Source organism: Micromonospora sp. CPCC 205561 (genome assembly GCF_036906775.1).
Classification (GTDB): domain Bacteria; phylum Actinomycetota; class Actinomycetes; order Mycobacteriales; family Micromonosporaceae; genus Micromonospora.
In genome coordinates this window covers 41,647-57,533 of the sequence record NZ_JBAKHV010000042.1, presented here as the reverse complement: position 1 = coordinate 57,533, position 15,887 = coordinate 41,647, and the positions used below count along the sequence as shown (strand labels likewise).

Annotated in this window: 15 protein-coding genes and 1 pseudogene; 10 read left to right on the top strand and 6 right to left on the bottom strand. The window is 75.4% G+C overall.

Annotation, left to right across the window (positions count from 1 at the left end):
- Nucleotides 1–471: pseudogene (locus V6V16_RS20800) on the top strand (hypothetical protein); the annotation flags it as partial.
- A 69-nt stretch (nucleotides 472–540) separates the two neighbouring features.
- Here the strand turns inward: V6V16_RS20800 and V6V16_RS20795 are convergent.
- The 3 genes from V6V16_RS20795 to V6V16_RS20785 all read right to left on the bottom strand — a co-directional run bounded on the left by V6V16_RS20795 (nucleotide 541) and on the right by V6V16_RS20785 (nucleotide 6,544).
- Nucleotides 541–1,263: a VOC family protein gene (locus V6V16_RS20795; protein WP_334564487.1), complete on the bottom strand. Its 723-nt coding sequence runs from the start codon at nucleotides 1,261–1,263 to the stop codon at nucleotides 541–543.
- 120 nt (nucleotides 1,264–1,383) lie between these two features.
- A complete protein-coding gene (gene fxsT / locus V6V16_RS20790) occupies nucleotides 1,384–5,295 on the bottom strand; it encodes an FxSxx-COOH system tetratricopeptide repeat protein (RefSeq protein WP_334564486.1) in 3,912 nt (1,303 codons plus the stop codon).
- Nucleotides 5,296–5,311: 16 nt separating this feature from the next.
- Nucleotides 5,312–6,544 (bottom strand): TIR-like protein FxsC, encoded by a 1,233-nt coding sequence (locus V6V16_RS20785; protein ID WP_334564485.1) that lies wholly within the window; start codon nucleotides 6,542–6,544, stop codon nucleotides 5,312–5,314.
- Nucleotides 6,545–6,720: 176 nt separating this feature from the next.
- Between V6V16_RS20785 and V6V16_RS20780 the strand changes: the two genes are divergently transcribed.
- The 4 genes from V6V16_RS20780 (at nucleotide 6,721) to V6V16_RS20765 (ending at nucleotide 9,064) form a co-directional block, all read left to right on the top strand.
- Entirely contained in the window at nucleotides 6,721–7,101 is a 381-nt protein-coding gene (locus V6V16_RS20780; protein ID WP_334564484.1) for an ArsR/SmtB family transcription factor, read from the top strand.
- Nucleotides 7,098–7,742 (top strand): SRPBCC family protein, encoded by a 645-nt coding sequence (locus V6V16_RS20775; RefSeq protein ID WP_334564483.1) that lies wholly within the window; start codon nucleotides 7,098–7,100, stop codon nucleotides 7,740–7,742. The genes V6V16_RS20780 and V6V16_RS20775 overlap by 4 nt, the downstream gene beginning before the upstream one ends.
- A gap of 73 nt (nucleotides 7,743–7,815) precedes the next feature.
- Nucleotides 7,816–8,376: an NADAR family protein gene (locus tag V6V16_RS20770; RefSeq protein ID WP_334564482.1), complete on the top strand. Its 561-nt coding sequence runs from the start codon at nucleotides 7,816–7,818 to the stop codon at nucleotides 8,374–8,376.
- Nucleotides 8,377–8,551: 175 nt separating this feature from the next.
- Nucleotides 8,552–9,064 carry an NUDIX domain-containing protein gene (locus tag V6V16_RS20765; protein WP_334564480.1) on the top strand — a complete coding sequence of 171 codons (513 nt, stop codon included), beginning with the start codon at nucleotides 8,552–8,554 and terminating at the stop codon, nucleotides 9,062–9,064.
- A 51-nt stretch (nucleotides 9,065–9,115) separates the two neighbouring features.
- Here the strand turns inward: V6V16_RS20765 and V6V16_RS20760 are convergent, their stop codons facing one another.
- The gene (locus V6V16_RS20760; protein ID WP_334564478.1) at nucleotides 9,116–9,655 is read right to left on the bottom strand and encodes an RNA 2'-phosphotransferase; all 540 of its coding nucleotides are present in this window, start codon (nucleotides 9,653–9,655) and stop codon (nucleotides 9,116–9,118) included.
- A 143-nt stretch (nucleotides 9,656–9,798) separates the two neighbouring features.
- Between V6V16_RS20760 and smpB the strand changes: the two genes are divergently transcribed.
- Nucleotides 9,799–10,293 (top strand): SsrA-binding protein SmpB, encoded by a 495-nt coding sequence (gene smpB, locus V6V16_RS20755; protein WP_250100895.1) that lies wholly within the window; start codon nucleotides 9,799–9,801, stop codon nucleotides 10,291–10,293.
- Nucleotides 10,294–10,327: 34 nt separating this feature from the next.
- Here smpB and V6V16_RS20750 read toward each other — a convergent pair whose 3' ends face one another.
- Nucleotides 10,328–11,476, bottom strand: coding sequence for a hypothetical protein (locus V6V16_RS20750; protein WP_334564476.1), 1,149 nt, complete (start codon nucleotides 11,474–11,476; stop codon nucleotides 10,328–10,330).
- The gene (locus V6V16_RS20745; protein ID WP_334564475.1) at nucleotides 11,368–12,501 is read right to left on the bottom strand and encodes a transporter substrate-binding domain-containing protein; all 1,134 of its coding nucleotides are present in this window, start codon (nucleotides 12,499–12,501) and stop codon (nucleotides 11,368–11,370) included. The genes V6V16_RS20750 and V6V16_RS20745 overlap by 109 nt, the downstream gene beginning before the upstream one ends.
- 198 nt (nucleotides 12,502–12,699) lie before the next feature.
- Here V6V16_RS20745 and V6V16_RS20740 point away from each other — a divergent pair, with 198 nt between their 5' ends.
- The 4 genes from V6V16_RS20740 to V6V16_RS20725 are packed head-to-tail and all read left to right on the top strand — an operon-like array spanning nucleotide 12,700 to nucleotide 15,786.
- Nucleotides 12,700–13,122, top strand: coding sequence for a TOBE domain-containing protein (locus tag V6V16_RS20740; protein WP_334564473.1), 423 nt, complete (start codon nucleotides 12,700–12,702; stop codon nucleotides 13,120–13,122).
- Complete coding sequence (modA, locus tag V6V16_RS20735; RefSeq protein ID WP_442934120.1) at nucleotides 13,119–13,916, top strand: molybdate ABC transporter substrate-binding protein; 798 nt, start codon at nucleotides 13,119–13,121, stop codon at nucleotides 13,914–13,916. The genes V6V16_RS20740 and modA overlap by 4 nt, the downstream gene beginning before the upstream one ends.
- Nucleotides 13,913–14,725 carry an ABC transporter permease gene (locus tag V6V16_RS20730; RefSeq protein WP_334564468.1) on the top strand — a complete coding sequence of 271 codons (813 nt, stop codon included), beginning with the start codon at nucleotides 13,913–13,915 and terminating at the stop codon, nucleotides 14,723–14,725. Before modA ends, V6V16_RS20730 begins: the two co-directional genes overlap by 4 nt.
- Nucleotides 14,722–15,786 (top strand): ABC transporter ATP-binding protein, encoded by a 1,065-nt coding sequence (locus tag V6V16_RS20725; protein ID WP_334564466.1) that lies wholly within the window; start codon nucleotides 14,722–14,724, stop codon nucleotides 15,784–15,786. The genes V6V16_RS20730 and V6V16_RS20725 overlap by 4 nt, the downstream gene beginning before the upstream one ends.
- The last annotated feature ends 101 nt before the right edge of the window (nucleotides 15,787–15,887 follow it).

Below are 15,887 nucleotides of genomic sequence, written 5' to 3'. Positions count from 1 at the left end.
GGCGAGGGCCGCGACGGCGGCGACGGCGGCGGCGGGTACGGCCCGGCCCGGCCGGCGCCGAGCGGTGACAGCGGGCCGGAGGCGGCGGTGCGACTCCGGCTGCTGGGGGCGGCCGACGGGCGGCGCGTCGGCCCGGGAGCCCGGCCGGCGGCCGACGCCCGGGGCGGCGACCCCGGCGAACGGGGTCCGCGGCGGGCGGGGGACGCGGCACCGCGCCCCGACGACGCCGACCGCGCGTACGCCGCGGGGGACGCGCGGGGCGCCCTGGCCGGGTACCGCCGCCGGCTCGCCGAGGACCCCGGGGACACCGACGCCCTGGTCGGGGTCGCGCTGGCCGCCGGGCGGCTGGGGCGTACCGCCGCCGCCCGGGTGCTGACCACCCGCCCGGACCTCATCCGGGCGGTGTGCCACCGGCTGCCCGGCGCCGACCCGGTGGCGGTGGCGGCCTGGCTGGCGGACGGCCCCGGCTAGGCCCGAGTCGAGGGCGCCCGAGGGAGCGCCCGCCGGCCTCCGGCGGGAGCCGGGGCCCGGCCGGGTGCGCTAGCGGGGCGTCAGCACGCGGAACTCGTTGCCGTCGGGGTCGGCCATCACCACCCGGTCGGCGTCGCCCCGGCCGGCGTCGATCCGGGTCGCCCCGAGGGAGAGCAGGCGGTCGACCTCCGCCCGCTGGTCGCCGTCGCGGGGCGGGGCGACATCGAAGTGCAGTCGCTGCCGGCCCGTCCACGGCATCAGCGGTGGCCCACCCCAGGTGATCTTCGTACCGCCGTGCGGTGACTGGATCGCGGTCTCCTGGTCCTGGTCCCACACCAGTGGCCATCCAAGCGCCGCGCTCCAGAAGTAGCCGACCTCCCGCGAGCCGTCGCAGGCCAGCGCTCCGACGAGCCCGCAGCCGGCGAGGAAGTCGTTGCCCGGCTCGATGACGCAGAACTCGTTGCCCTCCGGGTCGGCGAGCACCACGTGCCCCTCCTCCGGGCGTTGCCCGACGTCGGTGTGGCGTCCGCCGAGTTCCAAGGCCCGGGCCACCGTCTGCCGCTGGTCCTGCGGGGAGGTGCTCGTCAGGTCGAAGTGCATCCGGTTCTGTCCGAGCTTGGGCTGCCGGGTCGGCAGGAAGCCGATGCGGAACCCGGTGTCGCCGGCGGGCAGGAGCGCCACGCCGCCGGCGGGATCGTCGGTCGACTCCCGGCCCAGGAGCCCGGACCAGAATCGGGCGAGACCCGCGGGCCGGCCCGCCTCGAAGTTGATCGCGAACAGTTGGCACGTCATCGCGTCGCTCGTCTCCGCTCCACCGACCGACGGCTGCCGGCAGACCTCCGGCCAGCCCGTGGAACGGGAGCCTAGGGGCGGGCCGCGCCGCCCGCACCCGAGTATCCGGCGGCGCCGGGCTCAGAGCAGGGCGGGCTCGATGTAGCCGTTGAACCGGTCGCGCTGGCGGGCCTGCACCACCCGGGGGTTGTCCCCGCCGAAGAGCTGCACCAGCTGACCGAACGCGTCGTCGTAGAGGGCGCGGCCGGCGTCGGCCTCGTTCTCGGTGACCAGCCGACTCACCGCCAGGTTCACCGACGCCGAGACCGTGTCCGGGTGCTCGGCGCCGAGGGCGCGGGTCAGCTCGACGTACGCGGTGGTGTCCAGCAGCAGGGCGGCGTCCCGCTCGCCGAGGGCGAACAGGTCGTTGGCGAGGTTGAGGGTGGCGAGCAGGGTGTGCGGGTGCCGCTCGCCGAGGCTGGCCAGCAGCTGGTCGCGGACCCGCTGGGCGAGGTCCCGGGACTGCGGGTGCTCACCGGCCTTGCGCAGGAACACGCCGAGGTTGTTGAGGCAGGCCAGGGTGATGGCGTGGTCGGCGCCGAGCACCTCCGTGTAGCCGTCGCGCAGCCGCCGCGCCATCCGCAGCGCGGTCGGGTTGTCGCCCACCGCCGACCAGGTGGTGGCCAGCGCCATCTCGCAGGAGAGGGTGTCGGCGTGGTCGCCGCCGAGGGTGCGCTGGTAGCGCACGACCGTCCGTTCCAGCACCCGGTGGGCGTCGGCGAAGCGGCCGAGCTGGCGCAGGGTCAGCGCCAGCTCCTTGGCCGTACGCAGGGTCTCCGGGTGGTCGGGGCCGATCACCTTCTGCTGGGTGGCGGAGGTGCGTTGCAGGACGCTGTGCGAACGCCACAGCTCCCCGGTGTCGCGCAGCCCCCGGCCGTAGTTGCTGGCCGAGGCGAGGGTGGACGGGTCCTCCTCGCCGAAGCGTTCCCGGCGCCGCTCGTAGATGTGCTGGTCGAGCTGGGCGGCCTCGCGGAACTGGCCGACCAGGCGCAGCGAGACGGCGAGGTTGTTCTCGGCGGTGAGGGTACGGCCGCTGTCCTCGCCGAAGCTGCGCACGCTCAGCTCCAGGGTGCGCCGGTCGCGCTGCTCGGCGTCGTGGTAGCGCCCCTGGGCGCGCAGGTCGGCGCCGAGGCTGCGGGCCGTCATCAGGGTGTAGAGGTGCTGCTCGCCGAAGATCCGGCGCTGCCGCTCGTAGACGTCCTGGTCGATGTCGAAGGCCCGGTCGAAGAGGCTCTGCGCGCGCAGCACGTTGGCCAGGTGGAACCTCATCCGCAGCTTGGTCGGGTCGTCGTCGTCGGTGTCGCCCCAGCGCTCCAGCGCGTCCTCGGCCAGGGAGCGGCTGCTCTCGTAGTCGCCACGGCGGTAGAGGTAGCGCACGGTGTCGGCGACGAGCTGGCGGGCCTCGTCGGCCGTCGACTCGTGCAGCGCCGACGGGCGTACGTGCGGCCACAGCTCGGCGTAGCGCGGCCAGTTGGCCGGCTTGTCGGGGTCGCGGGGGCTGGCGGCGGCGAGCAGCAGCTGGGCCTGGCGGCGGGTCTCGGCGGGGTCGTCGAGCTGGTCCTTGATGACCAGCTGCACCAGCCGGTGGATGCGTACGGTGTTGTTCTCCGCGTCCACCTGGGCCAGGCCGTAGCGGCCCAGCTCGGCGGTGACCAGGCCCTGCAGGATCGGGTCGGTGAGGGTGGGGTCGAACGGTGCCATGAAGGCGGCGAACCGCTCGCCGGTGAGCATCGCGACCGGGATCGGCTCGGGGGCGTAGTACGAGCAGAGCTCCAGCAGGCGCGCGGCGGCGGGCTTCTCCTGCCGCAGCTGGCGGAGGGTCACCAGCCAGGTCGCGGCAAGCGCCTTGGAGTAGCCGGCCGACTGCCGTCCCTCCAGGATGCGCAGCAGGCCGGGGGTGTCCAGCGACGTCAGGTACTGCGCCACCGGCAGGGCCGTGGCCCGCAGGTAGGCCGCGCCCTGCTCGACCGCCAACGGCAGGTCGCCGAGTTTCTCCGCGACCTGGGTCGCCTCGTCCTCGCTGAGCCCGCGGACCCGGTCGCGCAGCAGCTGGACGCTCTCCGTCCGGTCGAAGACGGTCAGCTCCGTGGCGGTGGCGTACTCGCTCCAGGACCGGTCGCGGGTGGTGAGCAGGACGTGCCCGGGGCCCTGCGGGATCAGCGCCCGGGTGGCCCGCGACGGCTCGTCGGCGTTGTCGAGGATGACCAGCCAGCGCCGGCCGGGGCCGCCCCGGCGCAGCGCGTCGAGCACCCGCCGGACCGCCTCGCCGCCGCCGCCGGCGCCGAGGCCCATCGCCTCGGCGAGGTCGGCCAGCCCGCCGCGGATGCGCTCCTCGCTGTCGGCGGGGATCCACCAGACCACGTCGTAGTCGCGGGCGAAGCGCAGCGCGTACTCGGCCGCGAGCTGCGTCTTGCCGACCCCGCCCAGGCCGTGGACCACCTGCACGCCGGAGGCGGGCGAGGCGGTCAGCCGGTCGCGCAGCGCCTCCAGGTGCGCCGCCCGGCCGACGAAGGTGGTGCCGTGCTGGCGTACGTTCCACACCCCGGGGAACGCCCCGGGGAACCGGCCGACCACCCGCCCCGTGACGGCGTGCGGGGGCGCGCCGACCTCCTCCAGCAGCAGGGTGCGGGCGGTGCCGGCGTCGGCGTCGCTGAGGTCGACCGGCGGCCGGTCGGTGTAGGGCAGGGCGAGCCGGGACTCGTCGACGCGCAGCGGCACCAGGACGCCGGTGCCGGCGATCTGGTCGCGGCTGGCGGCGACCTTCCAGGTCTCCCCGGCCAGCGGGGTCGCCGCGAAGTGCCGGGTGAGCACCACCAGCACCCGGCTCGCGGCGGCGAGCGCCCGGTCGAACTCCGTCCGACCGCCCGCGCGGACCGGCACGTCGACGGCGCGCCGGTCCACCCGCAGGCCGGCCTCCTCGAGCTGGTCGCTGATCCACTCCGCCCAGAGCCGGTCCATCGAGGCGTAGCCGACCAGCACGGTCTGCTCCGCGGTGAGCCGGGAGCGCTCGAACGCGGCCAGTGAGCGCCGTCGCTCCTCCTCCGGCATCGGCTCCAGTCGGGTGACCCGGCCGCCGGTCACCACCGAGGCGAGCTGCTCGTACGCCGCCAGCAGGGTGCCCGACTGCTCCGGCCGGTCGCCGAACGCGGCGAGGATCTCCTCGTAGGCGTAGAACGTGCGGTACGGCACCTCGATGGTGTTCCAGTAGCGGGCCCGCGCGGCGTCGGAGAGGTGGTCGAGGAACGACGCGAACTCCGCCCGGACGAGGTCCCGGCCGGTCTCCAGCTTGCGCAGCTCGGCGTCCTCCACCCGGGTCGGCACCGGCACCATCAGCGGCGGGTCGTCCGGGCGCTGGGCCCGGATCGAGCGGGCCACGGCCGCCGCGCCCCGGATGCTCTGCGTCGACATGGTGAAGCAGTTGACGACGGTGTCGGGCAGCTGCACGGTGCAGATGCCGGCCACGTCGCTGAGGCCGGTCCGGCTGTCCACCAGCACGATGTCGTACTCGGCGCGCATCTGGGCGCGGACCGCGTCGAAGAAGGCGGCCCCGCCCTGGCGCTCGTAGAAGTTCGACCAGTCGAAGGTGCTCACCAGCCGCGAGTACGCCGAATCCTGCTGGCCCGCCGCCACGAAGTCGATGACGCCGCCGTGCGGGAACTCCCAGTTCAGCGAGACGGCCCGGCGCTGGATCTTGGCGTGCCCGGCGAGCAGCTCCTGCGGGTCGTCGGCGGGGTTGCGCTGCATGGTGGCCATCGAGTAATCCCAGATCATCTCGATAACCCCGGGGGTGGCGCGCAGCTCGGAGTCGCGCAGGAACGGGTGGAAGTAGCGGTGCAGGCCGGGCGATTCCAGGTCCCAGTCCACCACCAGCACCTGGAGCCCCTGGCTGGCGAGGATCCAGGCGACGTTGGCCAGCGCCATCGTGCGGCCCGTGCCGCCCTTGTACGAGTAGAAGGTGACGATCTGCCCTCGTGCCACGTCGTTCATCGCCATGGGCTGCCCGCCTCCATCAGGGACCTTCGAGGATCGGGCGGTGCACCGGGCCGTCCGACGGCGGCTCCTGGTAGACCGTGCCCGTACGGTAGATCCGGCTCTGGGCCACGACCAGCGCGTCCTCGAGCTCGGTGTGGAAGCGGCCGGCGGTGGCGATCTCCGGTCGCCAGGTCGCCGGGTCGTTGCGCACCACGTGGTGCGAGAGCACGCGCGCCAGCGTCTCCCACATCCGCTGGTCGCCGTCGGCCGCCGCCTCGTCGGCCGCCGTCCAGGGCACCAGCACCGGGGTGGTGGTGTCGGGATCGCGGTCGTAGCCGACCAGGGTCAGCTCGTAGCGCGGCAGTCCGGCCGACCAGACGTCCACCACGAGCACGACGATCTGGTTGTGCGCCCGGGCCCACTCGCGCACCTCGGCGAGGTCGACGGCGTCCTCCACCGTCCAGCCGTAGCTCTTGGTGGTGGCGACCGCCCCGGCGTAGCTGCCGATCGGCGCCTCCAGCTCGGGGCGGTACGGCCGCCAGTCCCGGGCCAGCGCGCCGTAGCGCTCCTCCGCCCCCGGCCGGGTGCCGGCGAGCTCCGCCGAGCTGCCGGCGGCCAGGACGAACCAGACGTGCCGGGCGCTGGTCGGGCGGGGCACCCGGCCGGGAGCCGAACCGGCCGGCGGCACCCGGCGCGGCGTCTCGAAGGCGCTGGTGACCTTGGCGAGCACCGGGCGCTGGGCGGGGCGGGCCAGCCGGTGGTCGCGGTCGGTCTGCACGATGTGCTTGGCCAGCGCGTCGACGAAGTCCTGGTAGTCGTCGTGGTGCCGGCGGCGCTGCTTGAGGGTGAGCAGACCGTCCTGGGCGTACACGGCGCCGGCCGGGAAGTTCTTGTGCTGGAAGCCGGTCATCACCTCGGGCAGCCGGTCGCAGGGGATCCAGCGGATCGGCAGCACCGCGGGGGGCCGGCGGCGGAACTGCCGCTCGTGCTCGTCGACCCGGTCGACGAAGACCCGGAACTCGCGTCCGCAGTAGTCGCTGACCACGTATCGGGGGGAGGTCAGCGCCACCAGGCAGGAGCTGCCCGCGAGCGCGTCGGCCAGCTCGTGCGACCAGGTCGCGCCGAGCTGCAACTGCCCGTCGATGAATCCCGCCTCGTCCCACCCCACGCCGGCCAGCCGGGCCACCGCCTCGCTGAGGTCGCCGAAGAACTCCTGCACCTGGCCGTTGCGGTTGTCCTCATGGGCGTAGCTCAGGAAGAAGAGTGGCACGCCCGCCTCCGCTCACGGGTCCCCGACCGACCGTACGGAAAGTATAAGTGCGTCGATGCCAGGGTAACGTCGCGCGATCTTCGCACCGAGACCGGGAAGAGTCGTATCCCCGACCGATGCCGGCGCGCCCGCCATCAGTCTTTGCTTAAATAAGTTACTCCTGATATAAAGGTCCGGTGCACGCCTTCGATGTGCTCGGCGACCCGGTGCGACGGCGCATCCTCGAACTGCTCACCGACGGCGAGATGACCGCCGGCGGGCTGTGCGACGTGATCCGGCGGGAGTTCGGGATCTCCCAGCCGGCCGTCTCCCAGCACCTCAAAGTGCTGCGGGACAACGGCTTCGCCACCGTTCGGGCGGAGGGGACGCGGCGGCTCTACGCGGTGGACCCCGGCCCGCTGCGGGAGGTCGACCGGTGGCTGGACCACTTCCGCCGGTTCTGGACACCGCCCCTGCACGCACTCGCGACCGAGCTGGCCCGGGGCAGGCGCGAACGGCGGCTGCGGGAGCGGCCGGCCGGCACCGACGACACGACAGATGAGGCAGGAGACCCATGATCGAAGCGACCGGACAGATAAGCGCCGTGCGGCGCCAGCTCGGCCGGCGGGTGCTGGAGGCCGGCGAGGCCCGCGTGATGACCATGAGTCAGACGTACGACGCCCCGCTCGACGACCTCTGGGACGCGTGCACCAACGCGGAGCGGATCCCCCGGTGGTTCATGCCGGTCTCCGGCGACCTGCGGCTGCACGGCCGCTACCAGTTGGAGGGGAACGCCGGCGGCACCGTCGAGCGCTGCGACCCGCCGAAGAGCTTCGCCGCCACCTGGGAGTTCGGCGACGAGGTGAGCTGGATCGAGGTGCGGCTGACGCCCGTCGGGGACGGCCGGACCCGCTTCGAACTGGAGCACGTCGCGCACGTCGACCAGGCACGCTGGGACCAGTTCGGTCCGGGTGCGCTCGGGGTCGGCTGGGACCTGGCGCTGCTCGGCCTGGCCTCGCACCTCGCCGCCGACGGCAGCGGGGTCACCCCGCAGGAGAGCGAGTCCTGGTCGGTCTCGGAGGAGGGCCGGCAGTTCGTGACGGCGAGCAGCGAGCGGTGGGGCGAGGCGAGTGTCGCCGACGGCACCGACGCCGCCGCCGCCCGGGCGGCCGTACGGCGCACCACCGCCTTCTACACCGGCGCGCCGGAGCCGGACTGAGCGCCCCGCACGCCGGGCGCCGGGCCGGAAAACCCGCGGCGGCCCGTCGGTGCCCTCGGGCAGAATCGCCGCCATGGCACCGCGATCCGTCGCCGAGCTGACCGCCGCCGTACGCGCGGGCGAGAAGCTCCGCTGTCTGTATTTCTGGGGCCACCGGCCGGGGCGCGACGGGGGCGTGGGGCCCGGCTGCCTGAGCCAGTGGTGGCCGGCCCCGTTCGGCGACGGTGGGCGGACGTACGCCACCGCCGAGCACTGGATGATGTGGCACAAGGCCATGTTGTTCGGCGACCCGGAGGTCGCCGGGCGGATCCTGGCGGCCGGGCATCCCCACCGGGCCAAGTCCCTCGGCCGGCAGGTGCGCGGCTTCGACGAGGCGACCTGGCAGGCCCGCCGCTACGACATCGTGGTGGCCGGCAGCGTCGCCAAGTTCGGCCAGCACGACGACCTGCGGGCGTTCCTGCTGGCCACCGGCGACCGGGTGCTCGTGGAGGCCAGTCCGGTGGACCCCGTCTGGGGGATCGGGCTGGCCGCCGACGACCCACGCGCCGGCGATCCGGCGTCCTGGCGGGGCGAGAACCTGCTCGGCTTCGCCCTGATGGCGGCCCGCGACGCCCTGCGCGCGGGCCGCCCCTGACCTCTCCTCCCGCGTGGGCCGCCCCTGACCGTCCGCGCACGGGCCGCGCGACGCCCTCGGCGCGGGCCGCGGGACGCCCCCGGACCGGGTTGGCCACGACCCGGGCGGGAGGCGTCGCGCGGCTTGCGGCGGCGGGTCGCGACGGCCCCGGCGGCGCCGGGTAACGTGCTTCGGCATGACGGCTGCGGCGTACTCCCACTGCTCCTTCTGCGGCGCCGCCTACCCGGCGGGGACGGGCTGGCCGCGGGTCTGTGCGGCCTGCGGCGAGACGGTCTGGCGCAACCCCCTGCCCGTCGCGGTCGCCGTGCTGCCGGTCCGCACGGCCGACGGGCTCGGCGTGGTCGTCGTCCGCCGCGACATCGAGCCGGCGCGCGGGCAGCTCGCCCTGCCTGGCGGCTTCATCGAGTACGGCGAGGACTGGCGCGAGGCGCTGGCCCGGGAGCTGTGGGAGGAGACCGGCCTGCGCGCCGACGCCGCGGACGCCCGGCTCCTCGCGGTGCACGGCGCCCCGGCCGGCGGCACCATGATGGTCTTCGGCGAGCTGCCCGAGCGGCCGGCCGAGACGCTGCCGCCCTCGGCGCCGACCGAGGAGGCGACCGAGTGGCTGGTGCTCACCGAACCGACGGAGCTGGCCTTCTCCACCCACACCCGGGTGCTCGCCGAGTTCCTCGCCCGGCACGCGGGCTGAGCCCGTCCGGTCGGCCGACGCGGCGGCCACGCGCGGGCCGGGCCCGGCCGGTCAGCCCGTGAGGTAGCGCGCGGGCACGGCGTCGGTGAGCCAGACGCCGTTCTCGCTGCGGTAGAAGGCGTGCCCGTCGCGCGCCATGGCCGCCGCGTCGACCGTCAGGATCACCGGCTCGCCCGCCCGGCGGGCACCCACCCGCCGGGCGGTCGCCTCGTCCGGCGACAGGTGGACGTGATGCCGGCCGCCCCGGTGCAGCCCGCTGGCCCGGATCGAGTCCAGGGCGGCGGAGCTGGTGCCGTGGTAGAGCCGCGCCGGCGGCGGGCAGGGGGTGAGTTCCAGGTCGACCGGGATCGAGTGGCCCTGGTTGGCCCGGATCCGCTCGTCGCCGTCGCCGCCGCGACGCACCGCGAAGCGCTGCTTGTCGTTGCCGGCCACCACGGCGTCCAGGTCGGCACGGTCGATTCGCAGCGCGGCGAGCAGCTCCTCGACGGGCACCCAGCCGGCCCGGTCGGGCGCGAGGCCGAACTGGGCGGGCTGGTGGCGCAACGCCAGGGACATCCGCTTGCTCAGCCCCACCAACGCACGATGATCCATCCCCGGAGTCTCCCTCCGGACGCACCGCCCGCGCCATCGGATTCGACCGCCCCGGCGACGCCGACGGCGGGCCCTCCGGCGGTTGGGCGTGCCCGCTGGAGGTCGTCCGGCCGGCGGCCCGCGGCACCGATATCCTCGACCGGGTGAATGCGGCCCGGCAGACCGAGCGCAGACTGATCGCCTCGAACAAGAAGGCGCGGCACGACTACACGATCCTCAAGACCTACGAGGCGGGCATCGTGCTCGCCGGCACCGAGGTCAAGTCGCTGCGCGAGGGCCGGGCGTCGCTGGTCGACGCCTTCGCCCAGGAGCGCGACGGCGAGCTGATGCTGTACGGGCTGCACATCGCCGAGTACGGCTTCGGCAGCTGGACCAACCACGCCCCCCGGCGCACCCGCAAGCTGTTGCTGCGCCGGGTGGAGATCGCCCGGATCCTGGAACGCACCCGCGAGGGCGGCCTGACCCTGGTGCCCCTGTCGATGTACTTCTCGGGCGGCTGGGCGAAGGTCGAGCTGGCTCTGGCCAAGGGCAGAAGGTCGTACGACAAGCGGCAGGCGCTCGCCGAGCGGGACGCCGAGCGGGAGATCGCCCGGGAGCTGGGCCGCCACCTCAAGGGCCGCACCGCGCGGCGGGGCTGACCCGCGCCCGGTCCGACGCGTTCGGGGTGAGCCTTCAGCGGGGGCCCGGGGACGGCGGGGAGGCGGCGGGACCGGGCGTGCCGGGCAGGACGGGACCGGGCGTGCCGGGAAGCGCGGGACCGGGCGCCGGCACCCGGCCGAGGCAGCGCGGGTCCGGCCGGCCGACCGGCTGCCGGGGGATCATCCAGTCCAGCGCCGTCTCCTCCACGTGCCAGCCGTACACGTCGACCCGGCTGACCGGGACCCGCCCGGGGTCGGGACAGAGGAGCTGCCCGCGTACCCGGTCGTTGGGCAGGAAGCGCACCTCGCCCCGCCCGTCGAGCACGATCGTCATCCGGTCGGTGACGGTGACCGCCTCGCCGCGTACCACCTCCCGGACCGGGCCCGCCTCCGGGCCGACCTCCACGGCGACGGCGGGCAGCAGCGGCACCCGCAGGAAGACCACCCCCATCACCGGCGGCAGCACGGCGGCCACCGTGTAGGCCAGGGTGCGGGTCAGCACCGGGGCCACCGGGCGCGGCACCGGACCGGTGAGCACCACGGCCCCCAGCGGCGGCACGACCAGCAGCAGGGCGGTGGCCACCTCGCCCTGCCGCAGCGCGGCCGGCACCGCGGGCGCGAGCCAGGCGAGGATCGCCGCCGCCGCCACGACGGGCAGCACCAACCCGGTGACCAGCAGCCGGCGGGCCCGCTCCGGGTGGCGCAGCCGGGTCCGCAGCGCCAGCAGCCAGAGGGAGAGCATCAGCAGCAGCGGCAGGAACCGCAGCTGCCAGGTGAGCGTCGCCAGCGCGATCGCCGCCACCAGGACCCAACCGGGCGTACGCACGGTGCCGTAGGCGAGCAGCGAGCGCTCCGGGTCGAACCGCTCAGGCGCGCTGACCTGGAGCAGCCGGCCGAGGACGGCCAGCACCAGCACCACGAGCGGGAACGCCCAGACCAGCGCGATCAGCAGGGCGCTGAGCAGCCCGAGCGGGCTGACGTACTGCACCAGCAGCAGCATCGTCGGCATGTCCTGCCGGCTGAGCCGCCAGAGCCGCAGCACCAGCAGCAGCACCGGGAACGCGGGCAGCAGCGTCAGCAGCCACTGCTGCGCCTGTTGCGCCTGCTTGGTCCCCGGGCGGCGGTCGGGACGCCCGAACGCGGCCGGCTCGGAGACGGCAGGGCCCATCTCTCCCACGGCCACTGCCGCACCTCCACCTTCTCCTCGGGCTCCGGCTGCCGGCCGACCGCCACCTGCTGCGGGTTGCTGTACTGCTGCTCCGAGGCCAGGTAGCGGTCGAACGCCGCCTTCCAGCGGTCGCCGTCGGGGCCCTTCGCGGACTGGTAGAGGGAGAGGTTGACCAGGTCCCGCATCTCGGGGACGGGACCGGTGTTCACGCCCCACTTCTCCGCCGACTCCGCGCCGATGTCCCAGTGCCGCAGCTCCTTGCGCCGCAGCAGCTTGGTCGCCGGCGGCAACTCCCCGGGCGGGCGCGGCCCCACGAAGCCGGCCAGGATCGCCGCGTCGGTGGTGACCGCGTCGACCTCACCGTCGTAGAGCGCCTGGACGCACTCGCTGATCCGGTTGCGGCCGATCGGGCTGGCGCCCGCCTCGCGCAGCCGCTGTTCCGAGGTGGACGTGCCCAGCGTGCAGACCTTCGCCCGGTCCAGGTCGCGCAGGCTGGCGACCTGCCGGGGGTTCGACGCGAGCGTGAGCACCGACTGCTCGGTCTCCAGATAGGGGAAGGAGAAGACGACGCCCTGGTCCCGGCGCTGCTCGGTGATGCTGTAGGAGGCGATCACGAGGTCGACGGTGACGAAGCTGCCGTCGGCGTCGCGCGCCTGCCGGCGGGCCCGGTCCTCGCTCTCGATCGACAGCAGCGTCACCTCCGGCGCGTCGAAGCCCAGATCCTCCGCGATCATGTACGCGATGTCGATGTCGAAGCCCTCGAACGCGCCGTTCTCCAGCCTCTGCGCCACGCCCGGCTGGTCGTCCTTGACCCCGATGATCAGCCTGTCCCGGTTGGTCAGCCCGGCCCGCTCGCGCAGCTCGTCCCAGGTGGGCGGGCCGCTGGCCACGATCACCCGGACCGCCGCCGCCGCGAGCACCACCAGCAGGAACAGCAGGGCCGCCAGGCGCACCTGACGTGATCCCGGCCGGCGGGCGGGGGCGGTCGCCGCCGCGGCGGTCGCGGGCGGGTCGCCGCTGGTCTCGTCGTCCTGGCCCAACTGGCCCTCCCGGTCGCCGTCCCCCGTGCGAGCCCTTCATTGTGGACCATCGCGCGACGCCGCGACAGCAGGCGGAGGTCCGGGTGCTCGTGTCACCCGGTGCCGTCGCGGGTACGCCAGGGCCGAGCGGGCCACGCCACGGCAACCGCGAGGGCCGGCCGGCTTCTGCCCTGGCATCTGCGGCGCTAGGGTGGCCCGGTGACGACGTTCCGCATCGGGGAGGCCGCCGAGCTGCTCGGGGTCAGCGCCGACACCGTACGCCGGTGGGTCGACGCCGGGCGGCTCGCCGCCGGCCGCGACGAGCACGGGCACCGGGCCATCGACGGTGTCGACCTGGCCGCGTTCGCGCGGGGGCAGGCCGCCGACCCGGACGACCGGTCGGACGCCTCGTCGGCCCGCAACCGGCTGCGCGGCATCGTGGTCAACGTCGTCCGGGACACCGTGATGGCCCAGGTGGACATCCAGGCCGGGCCGTTCCGGATCGTCTCGCTGATGAGCCGGGAGGCGGTCGACGAGCTGGGCCTGCGGGTCGGTTCGCTGGCCGTCGCGGTGATCAAGTCGACCACGGTGGTGGTGGAGCGCGCCACCCCCGGCGGCTCCCGGGGGAGGCAGGGCTCGTGAGGCCGCGGCGGCGTCGGGTGACGGCGACGGTGGTGGTGGCGGTGGTGCTGGCCCTCGCCGGAGCGGCCGGCTGCGGCCGGAGCGCGTCCGGCGGCGGGGCGACGGGAGGCCCGGGCGCCGGCGGCACGGTGACCGTGTTCGCCGCGGCGTCGCTCACCGAGGCGTTCACCCGGCTCGGCCGGGACTTCGAGGAGGCCCGTCCTGGCAGCACGGTGGTGCTGAGCTTCGCCGGCAGCGCGGCGCTGGCCGCCCAGATCAACCAGGGCGCGCCGGCCGACGTGTTCGCCTCGGCGGCCACGCGGAACATGGCCACGGTCACCGGCGCCGGCAACGCCGACGGCGACCCGGCGCTCTTCGCCCGCAACCAGCTCGTCGTCGCCGTGCCGAAGGGCAACCCCCGGGGCGTCGCCGGCCTGGCCGACCTGGCCCGGCCGGGGCTCAAGGTCGCGCTCTGCGCGCCGCAGGTGCCGTGCGGGGCGGCGGCCCGCACGGCCCTCGACGCCGCCTCGGTCGCCCTCACCCCGGTCACCCTGGAGCAGGACGTGCGGGGCGCGCTGGCCAAGGTGCGCCTCGGCGAGGTCGACGCGGCCCTCGTCTACCGCACGGACGCGCTGGCCGCCGCGGCCGAGGTGACGGCCGTGGAGTTCCCCGGGTCGGCCGGCGCCGTCAACGACTACCCGATCGTCGTGCTGCGCGACGCGCCCAACCCCGACGGGGCGCGGGCCTTCGTCGCGTACGTCCGCTCCGAGCGGGGCCGCGGGGTGCTCGCGGCGGCGGGGTTCCAGGTTCCGTGACAGGCACCCGCGCACGCGCCCGGCGGCGGGGTGGCCGGGTGCCCCTCGCGCTGCTGCTGCCGGCCGGGCTCGGCCTGGTCCTCCTCGTCCTGCCGCTGGTCGGGCTGCTGGCCCGTACGCCGTGGGCCACCCTGCCGCAGCGGCTCGCCGCGCCGGGCGTGCTCACCGCGCTGCGGCTCTCCCTGCTGACCGCCACCCTGGCCACGCTGCTCTGCCTGCTGCTCGGGGTCCCGCTCGCCTGGCTGCTGGCCCGCGTCGAGTTCCCCGGCCGACGCCTGGTGCGCGCCCTCGTCACCGTGCCGCTGGTGCTGCCGCCCGTCGTCGGCGGGGTGGCGCTGCTGCTGGTCTTCGGCCGGCGCGGGCTGCTCGGCGGCTGGCTCGACGCGACCTTCGGGATCACCCTGCCGTTCACCACCGCCGGCGTGGTGCTGGCGGAGGCGTTCGTGGCGATGCCGTTCCTGGTGATCGCGGTGGAGGGGGCGCTGCGCGGCGCCGACCGCCGCTACGAGGAGGCGGCGGCCACCCTGGGCGCCGGGCGGTGGACGACGTTCGTCCGGGTCACCCTGCCCCTGGTGGCCCCCGGCCTGGCGGCCGGGGCGGTGCTGTGCTGGGCCCGGGCGCTCGGCGAGTTCGGGGCCACCATCACCTTCGCCGGCAACTATCCGGGCCGGACGCAGACCATGCCGCTGGCGGTCTACCTGGCGCTGGAGACGGACGTGCAGGCCGCCGTGGTGCTCAGCCTCGTCCTGCTCACCGTCTCCGTGGCCATCCTCGCCGGGCTGCGCGACCGCTGGATCACCAGCCCGTGAGCGCGCCCCTGCTCGACGCGCACCTCGTGGTGGACCGGGGCGGGTTCCGCCTCGACGTCGCGCTGCGGGTCGCCGCCGGCGAGGTGGTCGCGCTGCTCGGCCCCAACGGGGCGGGCAAGACCACCGCGCTGCGCGGGCTCGCCGGCCTGCTCCCGCTGACCGCCGGGCACCTCACCCTCGGCGGCGTCGACCTGGACCGCCCCCAGCGACGTGCCTGGACGCCGACCGAACGCCGGTCGATCGGCGTGGTCTTCCAGGACTACCTGCTCTTCCCGCACCTGAGCGCGGCGGAGAACGTGGCATTCGGGCCCCGGCGGCACGGCGCCGACCGGCGTACCGCCCGGGCGACCGCGCACGACTGGCTGAGCCGGGTGGGCCTGGCCGAGCACGCCCACCGCCGGCCCCGGCAGCTCTCCGGCGGGCAGGCGCAGCGGGTCGCGCTGGCCCGCGCGCTCGCCGTCGAGCCCGCGCTGCTGCTGCTGGACGAGCCGCTCGCCGCGCTCGACGCGCGCACCCGGCTGGACACCCGCGCGGAGTTGCACCGGCACCTCACCGCGCACCCGGGGGCCACCCTGCTGGTCACCCACGACCCGCTGGACGCGTTGGTGCTGGCCGACCGGCTCGTGGTCGTCGAGGAGGGTCGGGTGGTGCAGGAGGGGGACGCCGCGACCGTCACGGCGCGGCCCCGCACCGACTACGTGGCCCGGCTCGTCGGGCTGAACCTGCACCGGGGCCACGCCGACGGGCAGCGGGTCCGGGTCGCCGACGGGCTGACCCTCACCGTGGCCGACCGGCTCGACGGGGAGGCCTTCGTCGCCTTCCGGCCCTCGGCGGTGGCCCTGCACCCGTCGCGCCCCGAGGGCAGCCCGCGCAACACCTGGCCGGCGACGGTCGCCGGCGTGCAGCGGCACGGCGACAACCTGCGGGTGCGACTCGACGGACCGATCGGGGTCTCCGCGGACGTCACGCCGGCCGCCGCCGCGCAGCTGCGGCTGGCACCCGGCCAGCCGGTCTGGGCCGCGGTGAAGGCGGCGGAAACCCACGCCTACCCCGCGGGCTGACGCCTCGGCCCGAGGCCGGCGGCACGCGCGACCATCACCTGCGGCGCCGTCGGGGCACGGTTCACGGCGGCGCACCGGCGCCCGGCACGGGGCCGCGCGGG